Annotated in this window: 21 protein-coding genes; 10 read left to right on the top strand and 11 right to left on the bottom strand. The window is 55.1% G+C overall.

The features are described from left to right. Positions 1-67 precede the first annotated feature (67 nt). The 6 genes from ACZ5FM_RS15730 to ACZ5FM_RS15755 all read right to left on the bottom strand — a co-directional run bounded on the left by ACZ5FM_RS15730 (position 68) and on the right by ACZ5FM_RS15755 (position 6,212). On the bottom strand, positions 68-658 hold the full coding sequence (locus ACZ5FM_RS15730) for a DUF2585 domain-containing protein (protein ID WP_464039191.1): 591 nt from the start codon (positions 656-658) through the stop codon (positions 68-70). Further along, positions 655-1,305 carry a septation protein A gene (locus tag ACZ5FM_RS15735; RefSeq protein ID WP_250984356.1) on the bottom strand — a complete coding sequence of 217 codons (651 nt, stop codon included), beginning with the start codon at positions 1,303-1,305 and terminating at the stop codon, positions 655-657. Before ACZ5FM_RS15735 ends, ACZ5FM_RS15730 begins: the two co-directional genes overlap by 4 nt. Positions 1,306-1,307: 2 nt before the next feature. Further along, a complete protein-coding gene (gene ftsY / locus ACZ5FM_RS15740; protein WP_464039192.1) occupies positions 1,308-2,765 on the bottom strand; it encodes a signal recognition particle-docking protein FtsY in 1,458 nt (485 codons plus the stop codon). Between the two features lie 20 nt (positions 2,766-2,785). Beyond that, the gene (mtaB, locus tag ACZ5FM_RS15745) at positions 2,786-4,060 is read right to left on the bottom strand and encodes a tRNA (N(6)-L-threonylcarbamoyladenosine(37)-C(2))-methylthiotransferase MtaB (protein ID WP_259149058.1); all 1,275 of its coding nucleotides are present in this window, start codon (positions 4,058-4,060) and stop codon (positions 2,786-2,788) included. After that, the gene (dapF, locus tag ACZ5FM_RS15750; protein ID WP_464039193.1) at positions 4,057-4,974 is read right to left on the bottom strand and encodes a diaminopimelate epimerase; all 918 of its coding nucleotides are present in this window, start codon (positions 4,972-4,974) and stop codon (positions 4,057-4,059) included. The genes mtaB and dapF overlap by 4 nt, the downstream gene beginning before the upstream one ends. A 170-nt stretch (positions 4,975-5,144) precedes the next feature. After that, positions 5,145-6,212, bottom strand: a complete 1,068-nt coding sequence (locus ACZ5FM_RS15755; RefSeq protein WP_464039194.1) for an MBL fold metallo-hydrolase — start codon at positions 6,210-6,212, stop codon at positions 5,145-5,147. 323 nt (positions 6,213-6,535) lie between these two features. On the opposite strand from ACZ5FM_RS15755, the gene ffh reads away from it, so the two are divergent. The 5 genes from ffh (at position 6,536) to trmD (ending at position 10,286) form a co-directional block, all read left to right on the top strand. After that, entirely contained in the window at positions 6,536-8,092 is a 1,557-nt protein-coding gene (gene ffh / locus ACZ5FM_RS15760) for a signal recognition particle protein (protein ID WP_464039195.1), read from the top strand. Positions 8,093-8,100: 8 nt separating this feature from the next. Next, the gene (locus ACZ5FM_RS15765; protein WP_192490466.1) at positions 8,101-8,418 is read left to right on the top strand and encodes a chorismate mutase; all 318 of its coding nucleotides are present in this window, start codon (positions 8,101-8,103) and stop codon (positions 8,416-8,418) included. A 33-nt stretch (positions 8,419-8,451) separates the two neighbouring features. Next, positions 8,452-8,829 (top strand): 30S ribosomal protein S16, encoded by a 378-nt coding sequence (rpsP, locus tag ACZ5FM_RS15770; protein WP_192490467.1) that lies wholly within the window; start codon positions 8,452-8,454, stop codon positions 8,827-8,829. Positions 8,830-9,010: 181 nt separating this feature from the next. Beyond that, entirely contained in the window at positions 9,011-9,583 is a 573-nt protein-coding gene (rimM, locus tag ACZ5FM_RS15775; protein ID WP_192490468.1) for a ribosome maturation factor RimM, read from the top strand. A 1-nt stretch (position 9,584) separates the two neighbouring features. Further along, positions 9,585-10,286: a tRNA (guanosine(37)-N1)-methyltransferase TrmD gene (gene trmD / locus ACZ5FM_RS15780; protein ID WP_275643363.1), complete on the top strand. Its 702-nt coding sequence runs from the start codon at positions 9,585-9,587 to the stop codon at positions 10,284-10,286. Here the strand turns inward: trmD and ACZ5FM_RS15785 are convergent. Next, on the bottom strand, positions 10,268-11,014 hold the full coding sequence (locus ACZ5FM_RS15785; protein WP_464039196.1) for a sulfite exporter TauE/SafE family protein: 747 nt from the start codon (positions 11,012-11,014) through the stop codon (positions 10,268-10,270). The two genes, trmD and ACZ5FM_RS15785, sit on opposite strands and share 19 nt — an antisense overlap. A 269-nt stretch (positions 11,015-11,283) precedes the next feature. On the opposite strand from ACZ5FM_RS15785, the gene rplS reads away from it, so the two are divergent. The 3 genes from rplS to ACZ5FM_RS15800 all read left to right on the top strand — a co-directional run bounded on the left by rplS (position 11,284) and on the right by ACZ5FM_RS15800 (position 13,364). Beyond that, positions 11,284-11,823, top strand: coding sequence for a 50S ribosomal protein L19 (rplS, locus tag ACZ5FM_RS15790; protein ID WP_192490471.1), 540 nt, complete (start codon positions 11,284-11,286; stop codon positions 11,821-11,823). 234 nt (positions 11,824-12,057) lie between these two features. Next, the gene (locus tag ACZ5FM_RS15795) at positions 12,058-12,741 is read left to right on the top strand and encodes a response regulator transcription factor (RefSeq protein ID WP_312947082.1); all 684 of its coding nucleotides are present in this window, start codon (positions 12,058-12,060) and stop codon (positions 12,739-12,741) included. 167 nt (positions 12,742-12,908) lie between these two features. Then, the gene (locus ACZ5FM_RS15800; protein ID WP_259149048.1) at positions 12,909-13,364 is read left to right on the top strand and encodes a cyclic nucleotide-binding domain-containing protein; all 456 of its coding nucleotides are present in this window, start codon (positions 12,909-12,911) and stop codon (positions 13,362-13,364) included. 29 nt (positions 13,365-13,393) lie between these two features. On the opposite strand, the gene ACZ5FM_RS15805 is transcribed toward ACZ5FM_RS15800, so the two are convergent. The 3 genes from ACZ5FM_RS15805 to ACZ5FM_RS15815 all read right to left on the bottom strand — a co-directional run bounded on the left by ACZ5FM_RS15805 (position 13,394) and on the right by ACZ5FM_RS15815 (position 17,844). Beyond that, entirely contained in the window at positions 13,394-14,197 is an 804-nt protein-coding gene (locus ACZ5FM_RS15805; RefSeq protein WP_275643365.1) for an exodeoxyribonuclease III, read from the bottom strand. A gap of 135 nt (positions 14,198-14,332) precedes the next feature. Beyond that, the gene (locus tag ACZ5FM_RS15810) at positions 14,333-15,013 is read right to left on the bottom strand and encodes an outer membrane lipoprotein carrier protein LolA (protein ID WP_275643366.1); all 681 of its coding nucleotides are present in this window, start codon (positions 15,011-15,013) and stop codon (positions 14,333-14,335) included. 101 nt (positions 15,014-15,114) lie between these two features. Beyond that, entirely contained in the window at positions 15,115-17,844 is a 2,730-nt protein-coding gene (locus ACZ5FM_RS15815; RefSeq protein WP_250984235.1) for an FtsK/SpoIIIE family DNA translocase, read from the bottom strand. Between the two features lie 167 nt (positions 17,845-18,011). On the opposite strand from ACZ5FM_RS15815, the gene ACZ5FM_RS15820 reads away from it, so the two are divergent. Further along, positions 18,012-18,560, top strand: coding sequence for a L,D-transpeptidase family protein (locus tag ACZ5FM_RS15820; RefSeq protein WP_464039197.1), 549 nt, complete (start codon positions 18,012-18,014; stop codon positions 18,558-18,560). 70 nt (positions 18,561-18,630) lie between these two features. On the opposite strand, the gene ACZ5FM_RS15825 is transcribed toward ACZ5FM_RS15820, so the two are convergent. After that, positions 18,631-19,215: a CarD family transcriptional regulator gene (locus ACZ5FM_RS15825; protein ID WP_192490477.1), complete on the bottom strand. Its 585-nt coding sequence runs from the start codon at positions 19,213-19,215 to the stop codon at positions 18,631-18,633. A 546-nt stretch (positions 19,216-19,761) separates the two neighbouring features. Between ACZ5FM_RS15825 and ACZ5FM_RS15830 the strand changes: the two genes are divergently transcribed. Further along, on the top strand, positions 19,762-24,519 hold the full coding sequence (locus ACZ5FM_RS15830) for an NAD-glutamate dehydrogenase (RefSeq protein ID WP_464039198.1): 4,758 nt from the start codon (positions 19,762-19,764) through the stop codon (positions 24,517-24,519). The last annotated feature ends 76 nt before the right edge of the window (positions 24,520-24,595 follow it).

Here is a 24,595-nt window from a genome sequence, read left to right on the forward strand (position 1 = left end):
TGTGAAGTCAGCACGATGTGACATCAGTTATGTATTGTTTCATAACGATTGACGACTATTACACGGATCAGGAAATCGCGTTCTGCCATTCCTTGATGGCATCGATCGGCCACAGCAGCATGATGACATTGAGCGTCAGATTGTCTCGGATCAGCCACCCCGTGAACACCTCAAAGACAACAGCCACCACGACGGTCACCCATACAGGCATGCGCGCGGCGAAGAAGAAACCAAGCGCCATGAAAACAGTGTCCATGGCCGAATTGAGAATACTGTCACCGGAGTAACCAAGCGCCATGGTGGCACTGCGATAGCGGTCGATAATCAGAGGGGAATTTTCAAGCAGTTCCCAGGCGGCCTCGATCAACACCGCAAATGACAGGCGCATAGCAATCGGTTGTTTGCGAAACAGCAGCCATGCAAGGCCGAAGAACAGGAAGCCGTGAATGATATGCGACGGCGTATACCAGTCGGACAAATGCTGCGAGTTGCCCGGTGTGTTGACGCCCGGCTCGAACAGCTTGACGTAGCTGCATTCGCAGATCGGAATACGGCCCATGAAATAAAGAATGACGATCTGCGCCAGCAGAAGTGCTGCGGCGACGCCAAACCATTTCAGCGATGAGCTACGGCTGACAGTGAGATCCGCAACGGTCATTTTTCGTCTTTCACCAGCGGTTCAACCGAGTGACGCATGATCAGCGGCATCTGTGCCATGGTGAACAAAACGGTGACCGGCATGGTGCCCCAGACCTTGAAAGCGACCCAGAAATCGGTCGAGGAGTTCCGCCAAACGACTTCATTCAACACCGCGAGAAACAGGAAAAAAATGCCCCAGCGAAGGGTCAGCTTGCGCCAGCCTTCGTCAGTCAGTTTGAAAGCGGAATTGAAGACGTAACCCAGCAACGACTGTCCAAACAGCAAACCACCCAGCAGGATCGCACCAAACAGAGTGTTGACGATGGTGGGCTTCATCTTGATGAAAGTGTCGTTCTGCAGCCACAATGTCAGCGCGCCAAACACAAACACCACGATGCCGGAGATCAGCGGCATCATCGGCAGTTTGCGGGTCATGATCCACGACACGATCAACGAAGCGGCGGTGGCAATCATGAACAGACCAGTCGCGATAAAGATCGGGCCACCGAATTCGGTCAGCACCGGAAACTTTTCAGCAAGCCAGTCACCACGCGAATTGGCAAAGAAGAAAACCATCAACGGGCCAAGTTCCAGCACCATCTTCAACAGAGGGCTGGTCTCCTTGACCATATTTTCGCTTTCGCGCTGATTGCTTTCCACGTCCATCATCAAACTCCCGCAATCGCCTTCGCGAAATCTTCTGCCTCAAACGGTTCCAGATCGTCCACGCCTTCGCCCACGCCGATGAAATAAACCGGCAGCTTGTGCTTCGCAGCAATGGCAACGAGGATACCGCCGCGAGCCGTGCCATCCAATTTTGTCATAATCAGGCCATTCACACCCGCCACGTTGCGGAAAATCTCCACCTGGTTCATGGCGTTCTGGCCTGTCGTTGCATCAAGTGTTTGCAAGACAGTGTGCGGCGCGTCTGGATCAAGCTTGCCAAGCACACGCACGATCTTTTCAAGCTCGGCCATCAACTCTGTCTTGTTCTGCAAACGGCCGGCCGTATCGATAATCAGAACGTCGCTTTTTTGGGCCCGCGCCTGCTCATAGGCGTCATAGGCAAGGCCAGCAGCATCAGCGCCCAGCTTCGTCCCGATGAACTCAGATCCGGTACGATCCGCCCAGATTTTCAACTGTTCAATCGCCGCGGCACGGAACGTGTCGCCTGCTGCAAGCATAACCTTGAGCCCGGAACCGGACAGTTTGGCCGCAAGCTTGCCAATGGTCGTGGTTTTGCCGGTACCATTGACACCCACCACCAGAATGACATGTGGTTTGTGATTGAGATCAAGTTGCAGCGGCTTGGCGACCGGGGTCAAAACCTTGGTGATTTCACCAGCCATGATGCGCGCCACATCTTCGCCGCTGACATCCTTGCCATAACGCTCGGACGACAATGCACCGGTGATGCGCATCGCAGTTTCGACACCAAGGTCTGACTGAATCAGCAAATCTTCCAGCTCGTCCAGTGTGTCTTCGTCCAGCTTGCGCTTGGTGAACAACGCCGAGATCTGGCTGGTCAGTTGCGAAGAAGTCCGCGCCAACCCGGCACGAAGACGCTGAAACCATGTCAGCTTCTGCTGCGGTGTTTCTTCAACCGGCACAACAATCTCGCTGGCTGTCGAAAATCCTTTCGGCAGCACAGTCGCAGCCGTTTCCGCAATCGCAGATGAAATAATTTGTTCTTCGGCCTCAACAACGGCCTCGGCCTTATCAGCCGTTGTTACCGGCTCGTCTTCAACGACCGGTTCATCAGCGACGGCAAACGACGTTTCATCCTCTGCCGCTTCGGCTTCCGCTTCAACCTCGAGCAGCGAAAGAGGTACGACACCAATATCGCTGGCTTCCAATGCAGCAGGAAGCAGTGGCGCATCATCCGGTTCCGTCTGCGGTTCAACCGCGTCTGACTGCATCACTTCATCGGGAGCAGGGCCACCAGCAGTTTCGACCTCGACTTCAAGCACCGGGTCATCGACGGGAGAATGTTGCTGCGCTTCGGCCAAAGCCTGTTCAAAGGCAGCTTCAGATGACTGTTCCTTCAGGCCATTTGGTTCAGCCTTGTCGTCTTCGGCTTTGTCCTTGCCGAATGAAAAGACCTTTTTGATGAAGCCAAGGGCCATGATAGTTCCGTATCGTTTTCTCAGGCCGCGTTTGCAGCCAGAAGTTCCATTGTAAGGTGCTTGCCGTTGTGACCGGTAATCGCAACACGCGCAAGAGTGCGCGGCTCAAGCGATGGGGCTGCAACCAGCGTAAAATTGTCGGTATGCGCAAAACCGTTGTTTTCAACCAGAATAGTCTGCTCGCTGCCAACCATATTTTGCAGATGACGAAGTTTTAGCACCTCACCCCGCTCACGTAGCCTTGCCGCACGCTCTTTCACCAGACCACGGTCAAGCTGCGGCATGCGCGCTGCCGGTGTTCCGGCACGCGGACTGTAGGGAAAAACATGCAAATTGGAAATGCCGCACTCTTCCGCAAGTGTGGCAGCATTTTCGAACATGTCTTCGGTTTCTGTCGGGAAACCGGCAATCATGTCAGCACCGAATGCAATATCAGGCCGCAGAGCCCTTACCTCGTTGCAGAAACGAATGGCATCATCGCGCAGATGACGGCGCTTCATGCGTTTCAGGATCATGTCGTCGCCATGCTGCAGCGAGAGATGCAGATGCGGCATGAACCGTGGTTCATCGGCGATCAGATCCATCAAATGTTTGTCTGCTTCTATGCTGTCGATCGACGACAGCCGCAAGCGCAGGATATCCGGCACCTGTTTCAGCAAGGTCTTGGCGAGATAACCAAGCGAAGGTTCACCCGGCAGATCAGCACCATAACTGGTCGCATCCACCCCGGTCAGCACGATTTCGCGGTAACCGCTTTCGGTCAGCTTGCGGGCCTGTTCGACAACCGCTCCCATCGGCACCGAGCGAGAGTTACCGCGACCATAAGGAATGATACAAAAGGTGCAGCGATGATCACAGCCATTCTGTACCTGAATAAACGCGCGAACGTGCCCGTCAATATGTTTGACCATTTGCGGCGCTGTCGCCTTGATGCTCATGATATCGTTGACGCGCAGTTTTTCTTCCGCAGACACACCAAAATCCGGAAGGGCGCGGTAGGAAGCGCTTTTCAGCTTCTCCTCATTACCGAGCACTGCATCCACCTCAGGCATGTCGGCAAAGGTCAGCTTCTCGGTCTGTGCAGCACAACCGGTAACAATGATGCGGGCGTGCGGATTGTCGCGGCGCGCACGCCGAATGGCCTGGCGCGCCTGACGCACAGCCTCGCCCGTCACGGCACAGGTATTGACCAGAACGGCATTGTTGAGCCCGGCTTTTTCCGCCTCGGCCTTCATCACTTCCGATTCATAGGTATTGAGACGACAGCCGAAGGTAATGACCTCGACGCCGCTCATTTTACTGAAGCCTCACGGGACGATGTCTCACTGGCTTCATCGCGCTGCCAAGTGCCATTCTGCGGATCAACGGCACCGGACCATTCCCATTCGGCAGGACCAGTCATCATGACATGATCATCATCGCGCCATTCGATGGTCAGCGGCACACGGATCGGGCTTGAGGCAACATCGATGGTCACGGTACGCCCGGTTCTACCCGTGCGTGCCGCGCTGACGCCGGCTGCACAGGCGGCAGAACCGCAGGCAAGCGTCAAGCCTGCACCACGTTCCCATGTGCGGGTGCGCAGTGATGCGTCTGACGTGACCTGCGCCAACGTTATATTGGCCTTTTCCGGAAACATCGGATGGTTTTCAAGCAGTGGACCGAAACGCTCCAGATCGAAGTCCATCGGATCACGATCGACCCAGAAGATAGCGTGCGGATTGCCCATCGACATTACGGCTGGCGAATGCAGGATGGGATTGTCGATGGGCCCGATCTGCAATTCGATGCGGCTGGTATCATGGAACTCCTCGGACAGAGGAATTTCCTGCCAGCCAAACCTGGGCTTGCCCATGTCGACCGAAATCATGCCATCCTCGTGTTCTACAGCATTCAGAATGCCGGCAACAGTCTGGAAGGTGAAGGTCTTTTTGCCTGTTTCGGACGACAGCGCCTGCACCACACAGCGCGTACCATTGCCACACGCCTGCGCCTTGGTTCCATCACAGTTGAGAATATCGATATAAGCGTCGGTACCGGCAAGTTTGGGGTCATGGATCGCCATGATCTGATCGAACTGGGTGGCTGTATCCGCATTCAGCGCAATCGCAGCTTCCGGCGTGACATCGTCAGTGCGGCCGCGCATATCGACAACCAGGATCTTGTTTCCAAGTCCATTCATCTTCGCAAATTCGACCGTGTTCGCCATAGCTCGTGTACCTGATAGAGAAAATGCCCGTCACAGAGAGCAGGCTTATTTTGCCCTATATGGCGGAAAGTGCAGCAAATTACCAGCCTTGAGCCAACATGCATGGCATGCGTCAGCCGCGTATGATCATGGCTGCGAACAGTGGCTGGCCCTAATCCTGAAAAGGCCACTCACGCAGGAACGTCGAAAACCTCACCGGGACGCATCGGTCGGAAACGGTTGTGCTCCAGCCCTTTTTCATTGAGCGCCAGTTGAAGCGCAAACACCGGTGCATCAATCGCCTCATCAGTCAGCTGAACGGTACCCCAGTGATGACCGCAGACATGCCGCGCATCACACAGCACCATGCCCTCCACCGCCTCTGCCGGGTTCTGGTGTTGCCCCTTCATGAACCAGCGTGGTTCGTAGGCACCAAACGGCAGGTTTGCCAGGCGAAACGCGCCATGTTTTTCCTTCACAGCCCGATAGTTGTTGCCCTGAAAGAAACCAGTATCGCCAATGTGGTATATTTTACCGCCGGGTGTCTCGATGACAAATGCCGCCCAGAGCGCCATGCGCCGATCATTCAAACCACGCGCAGACCAATGATGGCAGGGCTCCACGTGAATTTTCACGCCGTTACCAGCGGTGATCACATCGCCCCAATCACCGACCTCTATCTTCGCATCAGGCACATCGGACAGGATAATGCTGTCATTGCCCAGTGGCGTAATGAATGTTGGTTTATGGGCAGCCTGCAATCGCTTCAAGGTCTCGATATCGAGATGGTCGTAATGATTATGTGTCACCAGAACGATGTCGATTGGCGGAAGATCCTCGAACACGATACCGGGCGGATTGACCCGCTTCGGGCCGGCGAAGGAAAAAGGGCTCGTCCGCTGCGACCAAACCGGATCAGCCAGGATGTTCAGGCCGGCCGTCTGGATCAGGAAAGACGCGTGACCGACAAAAGTAATGCGCAAATCGGCGCCATTGACCCGCTGGTCCGGTTTTGCGGTCGGATAAGGACTGGGATAATCCTGCGGCCAAGTGGCCTTTGCACCGTTGGTGCGCCATTTCAAAAGATCAAAAAAATTCCCCGGAGGTTCACCACCGGGGTTAAAAAAACGTGTCCCGTCAAAGTGATCGGAAACCGGGCCGTGATAATAGCCAGCCGCCTTCGACTTGGTGGCGGCAAAAACACCACCCGCAGCAAGCGCGGCCAGAGCTGACAATCGAAAAAGGTTGCGACGTTTCATCGCGATGATATAGCCACGGCACCGGCTATATTCAATGTGACAGGACCTTGCTTTGCCATCACATTGCCGGGAGTTATTGCCCAAGGCCTCTAAAACACCTGAGAGCCTTGACTTTCCCATCACTTTCCTGTTTATCCGCACCGATTAGCTGGCAGTTTCAAGACTCCAAGCCACCGACCGGGACCCGAAAAGGTATAAAGAGATCCCGGAGGTCAACACCCGACAGCGCGTCGCGCCCTCGGGTGCTTTTTGGCTTTGCGTCTTGTTTTTGCCAGCAAAAGCACCGACGTTTCGGAAACCCCGGAACGAAGAAGGAAGAAACGATGTTTGAAAACCTCCAGGACCGCCTTGGTTCCATTCTAAATGGACTGACCGGCCGTGGCGCGCTGTCGGAAGCCGATGTATCGGCAGCCCTGCGCGAGGTTCGCCGCGCGCTTTTGGAAGCCGACGTGGCGCTGGAAGTTGTACGTTCCTTCACGGACAAGGTGCGTGAAAAGGCAGTTGGCGCTTCCGTTCTAAAGTCCATCAAGCCTGGCCAGATGGTTGTGAAGATCGTTCACGACGAGCTGGTTGAAATGCTGGGTTCTGAAGGCGTTTCAATCGACCTTCATGCACCGGCCCCTGTTGTTATCATGATGGTGGGTCTGCAGGGTTCTGGTAAGACAACCACCACCGGCAAAATCGCCAAGCGCCTGACCGACCGCGAGAAGAAGAAGGTGCTGATGGCATCTCTCGACACGCGTCGTCCAGCCGCCCAGGAACAGCTGCGCCAGCTTGGCGTACAGACCGGCATCGACACCCTGCCTGTTATCGCCGGACAGTCCCCGACAGATATCGCCGCACGCGCCGTTCAGGCTGCGAAACTCGGCGGCCATGACGTCGTCATCCTCGATACGGCTGGCCGTACCCACATCGACGAACCGTTGATGCTGGAAATGGCCGATATCAAGAAGAAGTCCAACCCGCATGAAATCCTGCTGGTTGCCGACAGCTTGACCGGTCAGGACGCCGTCAATCTCGCCCGCAATTTCGATGAGCGCGTTGGCATCACCGGCCTTGTCCTGACCCGTATGGACGGTGATGGCCGCGGCGGTGCCGCCCTTTCGATGCGCGCTGTTACCGGCAAGCCGATCAAGCTGATTGGTACGGGCGAGCGTATGGGCGAACTGGATGAATTCCATCCACGCCGTATCGCAGACCGTATTCTCGGCATGGGCGACATTGTTTCGCTGGTTGAAAAAGCCGCTGAAAACATCGACGCCGAAAAAGCCCGCGCCATGGCCGAAAAAATGGCCAAGGGCAAATTCGACCTCAATGATCTTGCTGACCAACTTGCCCAGATGAAAAAGATGGGCGGCATGGGCGGCATCATGGGTCTGATGCCCGGCATGGCAGGCATGAAGGACAAGATGGCTTCGGCCGGTCTGAACGACAAGATGTTCGACCGCCAGATCGCCATCATCTCGTCGATGACCAAGGCTGAGCGTGCCAATCCTGATATGCTCAAGCATAGCCGCAAAAAGCGTATCGCCGCCGGTTCCGGCACGGATGCCGCCGAAATCAACAAGCTGCTCAAGATGCATCGCGGCATGGCCGATATGATGAAAGCCATGGGCGGTAAAGGCAAGGGCGGCATCATGAAGCAGATGATGGGCGGCCTTGCAGGCAAAATGGGCCTTGGCGGCATGGGTGGAATGGGCGGCATGCCTGATCTCGCCAACATGGACCCCAAGCAGCTTGAAGCCTTGCAGAAGCAGGCCGAAGCCGCAGGACTGACCAAACCAGGCGCAATGCCAGGCCTCGGTGGCCTGCCAGGCGGACTTCCCGGTCTGGGCGGCGGCGGATTGCCCGGCCTACCTGGCTTTCCGAAGAAGAAGTGAGTGCGATCATGACCAATTCTGAAGTGAAAGCCCAGCTCGCAGAATACCGCCAGTCCATCGACAACATCGATGCAGCACTGGTCCATGTTCTGGCTGAACGGTTCCGCTGCACCAAGGCAGTCGGTGTCCTGAAAGCCAAGTACGAATTGCCGCCGGCAGATCCGGCGCGCGAAGAATACCAGATCGAACGCCTTCGCCGTCTGGCAAAGGATGCCAATCTGGATCCGGATTTCGCCGAGAAGTTCTTGAACTTCATCATCAAGGAAGTCATCCGGCATCATGAAGCAATCGCTGCCGAACATGGCAGCAACGAAAAGACCGCCTGATAGGCGGACACGACATCTCAAGGAGTAAATGACATGACACTTAAAATTCGTCTCGCACGCGGTGGTTCCAAGAAGCGCCCTTACTACCAGATCGTAGTTGCTGACGCCCGTTCGCCACGCGACGGCCGTTTCCTCGAAAAGGTTGGTTCCTGGAACCCAATGCTGGCCAAGGACAACCCACTGCGCATCGAACTGAACGCTGACCTGGTGAAGACCTGGCTCGAAAAGGGCGCACAGCCAACCGACCGCGTTCTGCGCTTCCTGAACGAAGCTGGTATTGCTGAGCGTGCAACACGCAGCAACCCAGACAAGGCAAAGCCAGGCAAGAAGGCGCTGGAGCGTATTGCTGAGAAGAAGCAGAAGGCTGAAGACGCCGCTGCTGCTGCTGCAGAAGCTTCTGCTGCCGAATAAGTCCGGCATTTATGCATCAAGAAGCGGGTGGCATGGTTCATGCTGCCCGTTTTTGTTTTGAAACACTTGAGCCATCGACGTTTTAAAAGCGCAACTGGCCGGGTTTCAGGCATTTTTTGTTTCAATTTCGAATGCATGCTTTTACAAGCATCTTCATCAACATTCTCCAACGGACGAGCCCATGGCAAAGCTGGAAAACCCGATTCTGATGGCCAAAATCGGCGCGGCGCAAGGCCTGCGCGGTGAAGTGCGCGTCAGCTCCTATACAGACGACGCTATGGCGCTCGGCGATTACGGCAACCTTGTAGCGGCTGACGGACGTGTTTTCGAAATTCTCGAAATGCGCGAGAACAAGACGGTGGTGATCGTCAGGTTCCGTGGGATCAACGACCGCAATGCGGCAGAAGCCCTGAACGGTCTTGAGCTTTTCATCGATCGGGAAAATCTGCCCGACGACGAACTTGATGATGACGAGTTTTTCTACACCGATCTGGAAGGGCTTGAAGCCGTTGACGCCGATGGCAAGAGCTATGGTTCGGTCACCGCCGTTCATGACTTTGGCGCTGGCGATCTGTTGGAGCTGAAAGGTGCGGGAAGACGCCCTGCCCTTATTCCTTTCTCGGAAGCGGCGGTTCTGGAAATCGATCTCGAAGCTGGCAAGATCCTCATTGACCCGATGGCCGCCGGACTGATCGATAACCCCGATGATGGCAAGGACGATCCTGACCATCCGGTTTTCGGCAAGAAGAAATAACATGACCTTCAAGGCCACCGTCCTGACACTCTACCCGGAAATGTTTCCGGGACATTTGGGCTACTCACTCGCTGGCAAGGCGCTTGAGCGTGAACAGTGGTCGTTGGAAACGGTGCAGATTCGCGAATTTGCAACAGACAAACATCGTAGCGTCGATGACACGCCCGCAGGCGGTGGTGCCGGCATGGTGCTGAAACCGGACGTTCTGGCACGGGCCATTGATCACGTCTCGCAGGGTGATAACAGACCACGTCTGTTGATGAGCCCACGCGGAAAGCCTTTGACACAGGAGCGCGTGCGCCAACTGGCCGAGGCAGAAGGCGCCATTATCGTTTGCGGTCGCTTTGAAGGCATCGACCAGCGCGTCATTGATGCCCGCAATCTCGAAGAGGTCTGCATTGGCGATTACATCCTGTCCGGCGGTGAACCGGCAGCGCTGACGCTTCTGGATGCGGTGGTGCGTATTCTGCCAGGTGTGATGGGCAACGACCTCTCTGGCGTGCATGAGAGTTTCGAGGGCGGCCTGTTGGAACACCCCCATTACACGCGCCCGCAGGTCTGGGAAGAACGCGATATTCCCGCTGTTCTGACCTCCGGAAACCACGCTGCCATTGAAAAATGGCGACGCGAACAGGCACTCGCCCTGACACGCGAACGTCGGCCTGATCTTCTGCCAAAAGACAGTCAGAGCGTGAAGAAATAATACCCTGTCAGCATGGTTCCGACGGCAACGACAAGCAGACGCACCAGCCACTGCGGCACACGTCTTGCGATATGAACCCCAACATATCCGCCGATCGCAGCACCGGGGATCATCACCAGCGCCGCCATCCATGAGACAACGCCTCCGCTGACAAAAACAACAATGGCGATAAAGGCAACGACGACCGACAGCAGGTTTTTCAACGCGTTCATGTAGTGATAGCTGCCACCCGTCGTCAGGCCGAGGACGGCCAACATCATGATGCCAAGACCGGCGCTGAAAAAGCCGCCGTAGATGGACACCAATCCCTGGCACAGCACACTGGACAGGTTACCCGCCGAACGCTCCGTGCTGGATTTGGGCCTCAGCCACGGACCGGCGGCAAAAAGCACGGTTGCAGCAAACAGCAGCCAAGGCACCAGTTGCCTGAAAGAACTGTTGTCCAGCGACAGCAAGAGAAGCGCACCCATCAATGCGCCAATCACTGAGACGATGCACAACACAACGGCCTCGCGCCAATGGCGCCTGATTTCCGGCAGGTAGGCGATGGCCGAGGTGACATAGCCTGGAAACTGGACGATCGCGGATGTCGCATTGGCCGAGATCGGTGTGATGCCAGCCAGTGTCATAGCACCAAATGTCAAAAACGTGCCACCACCGGCAATGGCATTGGCTATGCCGGCGAAAAGCCCTGTCGCAAATAAAAGAACTGCCATAAAGATCGACATGGAACCTCTCCCGGGAATGGGCATGCCATATAGCGTGCTTTTGGGCCTCGCAATCCATGCTGAACCGGCTTTTGGTGATAAATATTGCGTTTAATGGGATGACAAATGCGCCACTTTGCTGTATTTGCGCCCGTGGAAATGGGAAATATCCCTTAACCGCAAGCAAAGAATGGTGAATTCGCTCCTGCCGCAAGGCAAACCCTCGAGGCTTTGATCCAAGAGGACCATGTTGAGCGCTCTGGCTGTTTCAGAAGAAATTAGAGGTTAATATGACTAACATTATCGAACAGCTGGAAGCCGAACAGGCCGCCAAGATTGCTGCCAAGCGCACCCTGCCTGAGTTCTCCCCAGGTGACACCGTTCGCGTTAACGTACGCGTTACGGAAGGTACCCGTACACGCGTACAGGCTTACGAAGGCGTCGTTATCGCCCGTTCCGGCGGCGGCATCAACGAAAGCTTCACAGTTCGCAAAATTTCCTACGGCGAAGGCGTTGAGCGCGTATTCCCGATGTACTCTCCGCTGGTTGAAGGCGTTGAAGTTGTTCGTCGCGGTAAGGTTCGTCGCGCGAAGCTGTACTACCTGCGCGACCGTCGCGGTAAGTCTGCACGTATCATTGAAAACACTGGTACACGCGCTCGCAAGCTGAACGACGCTGAGCGTCAGGCAATTGCCGAAGAAAAGGCACGTCTGGAAGCTGAAAAGGTTGCAGCAGCACAGGCTCTGGCAGCCGAAAAGGCAGCAGCAGACGCCGCTGAAGCAAAGGCTGCAGAAGAAGCAGCAAAGGCAGCAGAAGCAGCTGCTGAATAAGATTTCGAATGAGGCCTCGGCCTCGTTCTGGATATCGGAAGGCCGCACCGGAAACGGGGCGGCCTTTTTTATTTGCGCTAACGAGGTGCTTTGAGCGCGAAAAATACCCCGAAAATCATGAAGGGAGGCACTAATCGCCCATTATCACGCTTTTTTGCCTTTTATCCTGCGTTCTGAGCACTAAATATGAGTTCGAACCGCAAACAAGTTATTGAAACAAAAGGCAAGCAACGCATGACGGCTCGAACAATCCTTCTTGTTGACGACGATGATGACCTGCGTGAGACGCTGAGCGAGCAATTGTCGCCCTATGAGGAGTTCTCGCTGCTGACAGGCGCAAACGCTGCCAAGGCCATCCAGACGGTCAAGGACGCGCAGGTTGACTTGTTGATCATGGATGTTGGCCTGCCTGACATGGATGGGCGTGAAGCGGTCAAATTGATGCGCAAGGGCGGCTTCAAGGCACCCATCATCATGCTGACAGGCCATGACACCGATTCCGATACAATCCTCGGACTCGAGGCTGGCGCCAACGACTACGTCACCAAACCGTTCCGCTTTGCGGTGCTGCTGGCGCGCATCCGCGCACAGTTGCGCCAGTACGAGCAGAGTGAAGACGCCGTCTTTACGGTTGGTCCGTACCAGTTCAAGCCGAGCCAGAAGCTTCTGACGACGGAAGACAACAAAAAGATCCGCTTGACAGAGAAAGAAGCGGCAATCATCCGCTATCTTTACAGAGCCGGAAATACGGTTGTCACCCGCGACGTTCTGCTGGAAGAAGTCTGGGGCTATAACTCCGGTGTGACCACTCATACTTTGGAAACACATGTCTACCGCCTGCGCCAGAAGATTGAACGCGATCCTTCCAACGCCGAAATCCTCATTACCGAAAACGGCGGCTACAAGATCGTTCCCTGAACTTTGCGTTCGGAAGTGCATCCGACACGTCAGATCGCACTGCAAGCGCAGGAAAACTATATGACAGTGCGTTTCCATACCTTTCTCGGGCTGGAAATGCACTGCGTTTTGGTGTTTTGATGCTAGCAATATCTCTTTAAAAAACACAACGCGTTGCGGAGCACGTCATGGCATTGATGGACGACATTCGGCTGCTTTCGCAGGTCCCGCTGTTTGCGGGCCTCAGCGAAGATCAGTTGCGTCTGATCGCCTTTGGTGCCGAGCGTCGCCGGGTGTCGACGGGTCAGTTGCTATTTCGCGAAAACTCACCGGCCGAATGCGCTTTTCTGGTGATCAAGGGATTGTTTGAACTGTCCAACATGGGGCGTGGCGGAAAGCCTGTTCTGGCCACACGGTCGGGTGAAGGCACGCTTCTGTCGGAACTCGCACTTTTTACGCTGTGTGAACGTAAATTCACGGCCGTAGCAGCAGAAGATTCAGAGGTTATTAGGATAACCCGCACCCTCTTCCACCGTCTGGTCGAAGAATATCCTGATGTGGCCGACATGGTTATCGCACGTATTCGCGATAACCTCGCATCACTGGCATCAGGTGCGGCGGCCATGCAGCACCGTTTTAACTGACAAAACCGGTCAGTCAGCCAACACTATGCTCAAAACTTGAAATGGGCCGTCACCGGAACGTGGTCGGATGGCCGGTTCCAGCCGCGTGCTTCGCGCAGGATCTCGATCTTGTCCAGCGATGGGCCAAGATCCGGAGATGACCAGATATGGTCCAGACGACGGCCACGGTTGGCCACATCCCATTCCTTGGCGCGGTAGCTCCACCACGTGTAGATCTTTTCGCTGTCCGGTACGTTAAGGCGCATCAGGTCCAGCCAGTCGCCTTTCTTCATCACATCCAGCAAACCTTCGGTTTCGACAGGTGTATGGCTGACGATCTTCAAAAGCTGCTTGTGTGACCAGACGTCATTCTCCAGTGGCGCGATGTTCAGATCACCGACCAGAATGGAGGAAAGCCCCGGACCGGCATTGGACTTCAGCACCTTCATCTCCTCGATAAAATCCAGCTTGTGACCGAATTTCGGGTTGATGCTGCGATCCGGCTCATCGCCACCAGCCGGCACATAAAAATTATGAACGCGAATCCGACGTGAACCGGCTTCCACGATTGCCGAAACATGACGGGCATCACCCACGCCACAATAGTCCTGACGGTGATCTTCGCTCAGCGGCAGCTTGGAGGCAATCGCCACGCCGTGGTAGCCTTTTTGGCCGTGGATCATCACATGTTCATATCCCAGCGCCTTGAGCGGCTTCAGAGGAAACTCACCATTGGGACATTTCGTTTCCTGAAGGCACAGTACGTCGGGCTGGTAACGGACAAGAAACTGTTCAACGATCGGCATGCGCAACCGCACGGAATTGATGTTCCAGGTGGTTATCGAAAATGTCATGAATTGCTCCGCGTTCCCATGTACCGGCAAGGCCGGTAACCCTTGCGGCAGGCTTACACTATCGAACTGGAAACCTGAACAAAAAAGGCGGCCTAAAGCCGCCTTTCCGTGGAACAGTGCAAAACCGCCAGCAGCTTATTTGCCGCGGCGACGCACTTCATCATAATTGATGTTGAACACACGCTTGTCAAAGTCGACACCGGTCTGAACATTAAAGATCATCACGGTGGTGTCCTTGTTCTGGGTGTCAGTGGTCGTCCACTGGCGCAGATCGAAGGTTTTAGGGTCAAACATCAATGTAATTGTGGCTTCACCAAAAATGCTCTTGTCGCCAAGCACGATGGTGGTGAGGTCTGGCTCTTCCTTGACGTTCTTAACCTTGTCGTTGGACAGGTCGATCTTGTTGGACAAAAGTAGGCTGAGTGGTGTCTTGGACAGCGGGTAAATATCCCAGGTCTTGAGCTTCATATTGCCGATGACGACGTTGTTGCCATCAGAGATAACACGCATTGGTGATGGGTCTTCATAATTGAAGCGCAATTTGCCGGGCCGCTCGATGTAAAACTTGCCACCGGTCTGTTCGCCACGTGGGCCAAACTGCACAAATTCACCCATCATGGTTTTGACGGACGAAAAGTGATTGGCAATCTTCTGGGCGGTTGCGTTGGCCGGGGCCTGCGCCAAAGCAGCAACCGGCGAAAGCCCAACTGCGGCAAACACACCCGCCATGGAAACGGCCGACAACAATCCGCGACGTGTAACGCCCGGTTGTTCCAAGCCTTCATTCGTGTCACGGACCGGTGTGATTTCGTTCATACTATTCTCCTTCATCGCTCACCCAAATGCCTTGAAAAGGCGGCAGCTTCATGACGTTTCAGGTTAACAAACGTTCATGCTGCCCAAGGGGTTGCGCAGATTTATCGCTCTATGATGTCGGCTTCCGTCGGCACGAGAATTTCGCGCTTGCCGGCATGGTTCGCCGGACCGATGACGCCTTCCTTTTCCATACGTTCGATCAGTGAAGCGGCACGGTTGTAACCAATGCCAAGACGTCGCTGGATGTAGGACGTCGATGCCTTGCCATCCCGCAGAACCACGGCAACGGCCTGATCGTAAGGATCTTCCGAATCCGCAAGGTTGCTGGTTCCGGCAGGTCCACCACCGGCACCACCGTCTTCATCTTCATCGATGGTGATGGCTTCGAGATATTCCGGTGCACCCTGTGTCTTCAGATAGGCAACGATTTCCTCGACTTCATTATCCGATACGAAAGGACCGTGAACACGCTGGATACGTCCGCCGCCCGCCATGTAAAGCATGTCACCCATGCCAAGAAGCTGCTCGGCGCCCTGCTCTCCAAGGATCGTGCGGCTGTCGATCTTCGACGTTACCTGGAAGGAGATACGGGTTGGGAAGTTGGCCTTGATCGTACCGGTAATAACGTCAACCGATGGGCGCTGCGTTGCCATGATAACGTGGATACCGGCAGCACGGGCCATCTGTGCCAGACGCTGTACGGCACCTTCAATGTCCTTGCCGGCGACCATCATCAGGTCGGCCATTTCGTCGATGATCACAACGATATAGGGGATCGGCTTGAGATCGAACTCCTCCGTCTCATAGATTGCTTCGCCGGTCTGGCGGTCAAAGCCAGTCTGAACGGTACGTGTCAGCACTTCACCCTTGTCCAGCGCCTGCTGAACACGCGAGTTGAACCCATCGATGTTACGCACACCGATCTTCGACATCTTTTTGTAACGTTCTTCCATCTCGCGCACGGTCCACTTGAGCGCGACAACAGCCTTCTTCGGATCGGTCACCACTGGTGACAACAGGTGCGGAATACCGTCATAGACAGACAATTCCAACATCTTCGGATCAATCATAATCAGGCGGCACTGCTCTGGGGACAAACGGTAGAGCAAGGACAGGATCATGGTGTTGATGGCAACTGACTTACCCGAACCGGTCGTACCAGCCACCAGCAGGTGAGGCATCTTGGCAAGGTCGGCGATAACAGGTTCACCGCCAATGGTCTTGCCGAGCGACATGGCGAGCTTTGCCTTGCTGCCCTCGAAATCACGGCTGCCGATCAGTTCGCGCAGATAAACCGTTTCGCGGCTGTGGTTCGGCAATTCGATACCGATGGCATTACGGCCGGGGACCACGGCAACACGCGCTGCAATCGCACTCATTGAGCGGGCAATATCATCGGCAAGGCCGATAACACGCGACGATTTGATACCTGGCGCAGGCTCCAGTTCATAAAGCGTAACAACAGGACCCGGGCGGACATGGATGATTTCACCCTTAACGCCAAAGTCTTCCAGAACACCTTCCAGCATGCGGGCATTCTGCTCGAGCATTTCTTCGCTCAGCGTATGGTCACGCACCACACCCTTTGGCTCTGCCAGAAGATGGACCGAAGGAAGCTGGAAGCCATCAGGATCGATAAAGGATGCCTGTGCCTCACGCATGACCCGCGCACTTGGCTGCGGACGCGTAACCTGCGGCGTTACACGCAGCGGGTTTTTCTGACCATTGGCCGGGCGTGGTGTGCCTGCCACGAAGTTTTCTGCCTGCATGTCGAGATCATCATCATCGTCATCCGCAGACAGGATACCTGCAGGAAGACGGCGTTCATCGACATCAAATGGTGGCTCGTCATCCTCTTCATCACCAATCGAGATTGGCGGCGGCGCAACGACGCGACGTTCGGACTGTGCACGCGCTTCTGCACGCTGCTCGAACGAGGGTTCGGTGCGCTGTGTTATGCGGGCTGGTTGCGCTGGGGTATGACGGGCGGGTGCTTCATCCGCGACAAAATCATCGTCTTCGTCGTTGAAGTCGTAAGGTTGCTCGAAATCATTGCGGAAGGATGCGCGTGGCTTGATACCGAAAATGCGACGTGCCCGCGCCTGCGTAATGTACCAGTAGTGGGCAGCAGCGCCGATTGGCAGAATACGGTAGAGGAAACTTTCGCTATCATCCTCATCATCTTCTTCCATGTCACGCAAGCTGCGCGCCTTGCTGGTCGAGACTACGGCAGGCTTGTCGTCTTCTTCATCTTCATCGGCCTGCGCACCGGTAATGATGCCAGAGGCAAACAACAGCATCCAGGTCGCCGGTACAGCAAAAATGCAGCCGATGATCATGGCGAAGGTACCGGTAGGGTACGCACCGATGAACAGGGCTGGAAAACGCAGGATCATGTCACCGATCACTCCGCCAATGCCATTCGGCAGCGGCCAGGTGGCGGGTGCGGTAAAACAGCCAATCGCAGCGGCAGACACGAATGCACCACCAAGCCAGGCGGCAACCCGCGCCGGAATACGCCGCAGCCGTCGACCCGAGATCATGCAGAATGACCACGCCAATATCGGCAGCAAACTGACGATTGCCGACAGGCCGAAGAACTGCATCAGAAGATCGGCAAAGGCCGCACCGCTATAACCGAGAATGTTAGTCGGTTGATTCGATGTTGCGTATGACAAGCTCGGATCAGAAACGTTCCACGTCGCCAGAGCGGCAACAGCCAGCGCAAGCGCGATAAAAACAGTGAAACCAGCAAGCGCAATGATCTGACGCATCAGAAATGCGCTTAGCGCAAAGCGATGCGGACCGTCGTCCCAAGCCGGAGAATTCATTTTTCCCATGTCCTGAACCCGTAAATTCGCAGTCCCACAGGCAAGGACGCCCATAGACACAATTCCAGATGACAGGTCAAAATATCTGATGGAGGGTTAACGTCGCATTAACCATGGAATATTTGATATGAAAGCGATCTCTGGAAGTGGGGTAAATCAGGAAATCGATGGCAAAACCACGCGGCGAAATGCGCAACTACTCCAACTGTCTAGTCGTGCGACCAGCTCCCGGTCAAAAAAGCCGGGCACTTTTGCAATATTGTGGGCTGACATTTCAGGCCGCCATTGGCCGCAACGGTCGCACAGTCCTGAAAAAAGAAGGCGACGGCAAAACACCTATCGCCAGCATGCGCATTCTGGACGGCTTCATCCGCGGCGACCGTCTTAAAAATGTCCGCTCGCCTTTGAACCTGAAACGGGTCCACAAAACCATGCTGTGGTGTGACGCACCCGACCATGCCTCTTATAACCGGCCGGTTTCTGCGCCCTTCAAGGCCAGCCATGAAGAATTGATGCGACAGGATGGTCTCTACGATATCTGCATCGTTCTGGACTGGAATATTTCGACACGCGGTCGCAATCGTGGATCGGCGATATTTTTCCACCTGATCCGACCCGGATATCAGCCGACGGCTGGCTGCGTCGGGCTTAGCCTGCGTGACATGCAACGGTTGCTGCAACATCTGCGCAAAGGCATGACGCTCAGGGTTATCTAGGGTCGGAATATAGACGTAAAAAAAACCCGCCATCACTGACGGGCTTTTTTAAAGAATGAAAAAGCTGGGATTATGCAGCTTCTTCCTGGGAATCATCCGCGTCGCTTTCGTCTTCTTCAACGACTTTGCCGCGCTTTGGTCCCTTGTTGAGGTTGGTTTCAACCAGACGGACAGCTTCTGTTTCCGACATCTTGTTAACGGCAGCGATTTCGCGTGCCATGCGGTCAAGTGCGGCTTCATAAAGCTGGCGCTCGGAATAGGACTGTTCCGGCTGATTTTCAGCGCGGTACAAGTCGCGAACCACTTCTGCGATAGCGATCAGATCGCCCGAGTTGATCTTGGCATCGTATTCCTGGGCACGGCGGGACCACATGGTCCGCTTTACCTTCGCCTTGCCTTGAACAACCTTCAGCGCACGCTCAACGAAATCAGTCTCGGAAAGTTTGCGCATGCCAATGCTTACCGCTTTGGCAACAGGAACCTTGAGGCGCATCTTATCCTTTTCGAAGTCGATGACAAAAAGCTCAAGCTTCATGCCAGCCACTTCCTGCTCTTCAATAGCGGAAATGGTGCCGACTCCATGAGCGGGATATACAATCGCTTCGCCGGTCTTGAATCCGTGGCGCGCCGGAGATTTCTTCTGCTGGGTCGTCATTCGTTCTAAAAACTCCCTGTTACACACCCGGAGTTTTCTCCGGGTTCGGGTCGGTCAGGCCCGTATGAGACGGGGGAAACCGTCAGGTGACTCCATACTGATCCAATCCAGCACGCATAAAAAAACACCATCGCAATCGTAGATTCGATAACATAAAACTAGACTATGTCACGGAGACAACGTGCAAAATGATATTTGCTTTCGTGGCGGTTTCGGGCACGCAAAATGCCACTAAGTGGATCAGTTCTTTTGGTGTATCACAAAAATACGTGGAAATCAATAATTTGCTTCAATCGTGGCGAAGCGGCCACGCTTCTGGTGGCAATAAGGTGGCTTGGCCGTTAATTTCACACTGTCCACAGTGATGATTTTTCCGGCCTAAAGAGATTCGGACGCCCTTACAAACAAATTTTCAGTTTTTGGACATTTTTGCGAGATTCCGCCTCAAAACTATTCATATTTAGCGTCCATGATCGCGATTCGAAGGGCAAGAGGCCCAAAAAATCGCAAAACTGTATTGGATTCGTCGTCCGCACGGGGGAACACATGGTCTACAGGAACAATCCCAAGAAAGAAAAACAGCTCTCTCAGGCCAGTGAGGTTGCGAAATCACTGAAAAAGCCATTCCTCGACACCGCGCTTCTTTATGGGCGTGCAAGTGCAGACGACCTTGAAAACTATTCTGCCGCCATGCTGGCAGCAACCGCGGCCCATACCCATAATGAGTTAGCCAAATGGAACGGCAAGAAACCGCATGTCGACATCAGCCAGATTGATGGCGTTTCGCCAAAGGGCGTTCCCGTCTGCATTCTGACGGTCATCGATCGCAACATGCCGTTCCTTTATGATTCCATCATGGGGGAAGTCACCAGCAACCACCGCGATCTCTATCTGGCGGTTCACCCCATTCTCGTTGCAGATAAAAAGGCCAGCGACAATTATCATCTGGCGGCAGGCGATAGCGACCCTGCAGACAGTGTCAGTCTAATTCAACTGCATATCGCACCGATCGCCGCTCATGCGGCAGCCAATCTCATTGAACGGCTGCAGACCATCCTTGAACAGGTTCATTCCGCTTCCAACGACTGGAAGCCAATGCTGGCCAAACTCGACACGGCCATCAGCGAGTTGGCAGAGCGCGGTTCGGACCGCCGCAAGGCTGAACGTACAGAGGCTGTCGCTTTCCTTGAATGGCTGCGTGACAACAACTTCACTTTCCTCGGCATGCGCGACTATACCTATTCCGGCAAGGGCAAACATGCCAAGGTTGAACGCGGCGATGAAACCGGGCTCGGCATTCTGACAAATCCGGACGTGCGCGTGCTGCGCCTCGGCAAAGATGCCGTTACAACGACACCCGAAATTCTGGCGTTCCTTGATGGCCCGGATTTCCTGATCATCACCAAGGCCAACGTGAAGTCCGTTGTGCACCGCCGCGCCTACATGGACTATATCGGTGTGAAGCGTTTCGATGCTGACGGCAATGTCATTGGTGAACTGCGCATCGTCGGTCTGTTTACGGCTACCGCCTACACCCGTCAGGTCAAACACATTCCGCTTCTGCGCGCCAAGGCGGCAGCGGTCGAGCGACATTTCGGTTTCGACCAGAACAGCCACTCGGGCCGCATTCTGCAGAACACGCTGGAATCCTACCCGCGTGACGATCTGTTCCAGATCGAAAATGATGTGATGGTTCGTTTCAGCGAACAGATCATGGATCTCATCGACAGACCGCGCGTGCGTGTCCTGCCGCGTATTGACCGTTTCGACCGTTTTGTATCGGTCATCGTGTTCGTACCACGCGAAGAATACAACTCGCTGGTTCGCGAAAAGATCGGTGCCTATCTCAGTCAAGTCTATGAAGGCCACGTGTCCGCCTATTATCCGGCTTTCCCGGAAGGTGCGGTGGCACGCGTTCACTTTATTATTGGTCGCACCGACGGCAAGACCCCACGCATTGCGCAGGACAAGCTGGAAGAGGCCGTCAGCGATATCGCAGCCCGCTGGATCGACCATTTCGACGCGCTGGGTGAAGCCGGTGCACCGACACTGGATGTCGATCAGGCCTATAAGGAAGCCTTCACACCGGAGGAAGCCTTTGGTGATATGAGCGATATCATCGCCTGCGCGGCAGGTGATGCAATTCGTATCGAGTTCTATCGTGCGGCCGGCGAAGGGCAGGAACATCTGTCCCTGAAGATTTTCCACCGCGACGGCCACCTGCCGCTGTCACGCCGCGTGCCTTTGCTGGAAAACCTTGGCTTCAGCGTCATCAGCGAACGCACATTCGACATCGGCGTCGTCAAGGATGACGAAAACCGCCATATCGTGCTGCATGACATGGAGCTTTCCATTCAGAACGGCATGACGATTGACCTTGCCAAGCACGGCCAGCAGCTTGAAGACGCGTTTCTCGCTGCTTTCAGCGGTCAGGTCGACAACGACAACTTTAACCGGCTTGTGCTGGCAACCGGCCTGACAGTGCGTGAAGTCTCCGTTTTGCGCGCCTACGCGCGTTATCTGCGCCAAACCGGCATTGTCTACGCTCAGGAGCACATCTCCGAGACGCTGTTTAAATATCCTCATATCGCCCGCGATATCTTTGAACTGTTCCGCCACGGTTTCGATCCAAAGCTTTCGGAAAAGAACCGCCCGCGCAAACTGTCTGAACTGCACAAGGCCATCGAAACCGGCTTGGCGCAGGTACCAAGCATTGATGAAGACCGCACTTTGCGCCGCTACGTCAATGCCATCGATTCCACACTGCGCACCAACTATTTCCAGAAGAATGAAGACGGTACGCCAAAGGCAATGCTGGCCTTCAAGTTCGATCCGCAATTGCTGGATGGTCTGCCAGACCCGCGTCCGTTCCGCGAAATCTTCGTATACGGCACGGAAGTCGAGGGTGTTCACCTGCGCTTCGGTAAAGTCGCACGCGGTGGTCTGCGCTGGTCGGATCGCGGCCAGGATTACCGCACCGAAGTTCTCGGTCTGGTCAAGGCTCAGCAGGTCAAGAACGCCGTGATCGTTCCGGTTGGTGCCAAGGGCGGTTTCTTCCCTAAGACCCTGCCAGTTGGTGGCAGCCGTGATGAAATCTTCAACGCTGGTCGTGAAGCTTACAAGACCTATATCCGCACGCTTCTGTCCATCACCGACAATATTGTCGGCGACGACATTATTGCACCGGCCGATACGCTGCGTCTTGATGGTGACGACCCGTATTTCGTGGTGGCAGCCGACAAGGGCACGGCCACCTTCTCCGATACGGCAAACGGTCTGGCCCAGGACGCCGGTTTCTGGCTGGATGACGCCTTTGCCTCGGGTGGTTCCGCCGGTTACGACCATAAGAAGATGGGTATTACCGCGCGCGGCGCATGGGAAACGGTAAAACGCCACTTCCGTGAAATGAATATCGATATCCAGACGACACCATTCACTGTTGCCGGTGTGGGTGACATGTCCGGTGACGTGTTCGGCAACGGCATGTTGCTGTCGGAGAAAATCCGCTTGATCGCGGCATTCGACCATCGTGACATCATTATCGATCCTAATCCGGACACCGATGTTTCCTTCGCCGAAAGAAAGCGCCTGTTCGATCTGCCGCGCTCCAGCTGGCAAGATTACAATCGCGCCACGTTGTCCAAAGGTGCGATGATTATTTCGCGTGCGGAAAAATCTGTGACGCTGACACCGGAAGCCGTCGCGGCAATCGGCATCGACAAGGCCGTGGCAACACCGGCTGAAATCATGACCGCGATCTTGAAATCGCCTGTTGACCTGATGTGGTTTGGCGGCATCGGCACGTACATCAAGGCGGCCGCAGAAACCAATACCGAAGTCGGTGACCGCAGCAATGATGCCATTCGCATCAATGCTGGCGAGGTTCTTGCCAAGGTAATCGGTGAAGGCGCCAACCTCGGCGTAACCCAGAAGGGCCGTATCGCCTATGCATTGACCGGTGGTCGATGCAACTCTGACGCCATAGACAACTCGGCCGGCGTTAACTCCTCTGACGTTGAGGTGAACATCAAGATCGCCCTTTCACCGGCGGTGAAGGATGGCAGACTGCCCATCAACAAGCGCAACCAGTTGCTGTCGTCGATGACCAGTGAAGTGGCTTCGCTTGTTCTGCGCAACAACTACCTGCAATCGCTAGCCATCTCGCTTGCCGAACGCAAGGGGCTGGAAAACCGTGAAGAACTGGGGCGCCTGATGAATGCACTGGAAGCGGCTGGCAAACTGAACCGCAAGGTGGAAACCCTGCCCAATGACGCGGAGTTCACCGAGCGTTACACCGCCGGAAAACTGCTGACCCGTCCGGAAATCGGCGTCTTGCTGTCCTATGCAAAGTTGACACTGTTCGACACGCTGGTGGCCAGCAATCTGCCTGACGACGCCTATCTGCAGCATCTGCTGGTTTCGTACTTCCCGGCAAAAATGCAGAAGAACTATGCTGGCGACATCGAAGCCCATCGTCTGCGCCGTGAAATCATCGCAACGGTGCTTGCCAACGATGTTGTCAATCGTGGCGGCCCGGGCTTTGTGCAGAAACTGTGCGATGCCAGCGGTTTGCTTGCTGCTGACGTGGTGAAAGCCGCAATCATCGTGCAGGATGGTTTTGGTCTTGACCGGTTGTGGAACGCAATCGACAAGCTCGACAATGCTCTGCCGGGCGATATCCAGAACGGTCTCTATGCTCGTGTCTCGCAGATTTTCCTGGATGCGACACGGCTGTTCCTGCAGACCCAAACAATGGATGACCGCTCGATGGGCGATGGCATTGCCCGTCTCAAAGATGCGATCAAGAGCCTGCAGCCGCTGCTCGTCAAGCGTTTGCCATCGGCGGATGTTCTGGAAGAAAACGGTGTGCCAACAGAACTGGAGAAAGAACTCTCCGTCCTCGCACATCTGGTCTTCACACCGGAAATCATGCAGATCACGGAACGTGCCGGCACCACGCTGACGCGTGCGGCAGAAAGCTATGCTTCCGTGTCGACCACCTTCCGCGTGACTAGACTGCTGGAAGCAAGCAGCCGTATCATCACCGGCGACCACTACGAGAGCCTCGCCCTGTCACGTGGACAGGACCTGATTGCCTCCTCACGCCGCCGCATCGTCATCTCGGCGCTGACTGCATATCCCAAGGAAAAAGATCCGGTGCAGGCATGGTACGCGGCTGACCGCGTACGCGTGAACCGTATTGCCTCGGAGCTTTCCAGCCTGACGGACACCAGTGAACTTAATCTGGCACGGTTGACGGTAGCAGCCAGCCTGCTGTCCGATATCGCGCAGGACAAGGTCTAAAAAACAACCATGCCCGGCTTCGCCACCATGGCGGAGCCGGGCATCTTTCACTATTGAAGAGACGTACTATTATCTG

It is taken from the genome of Agrobacterium sp. 5Ca50, from assembly GCF_055381905.1.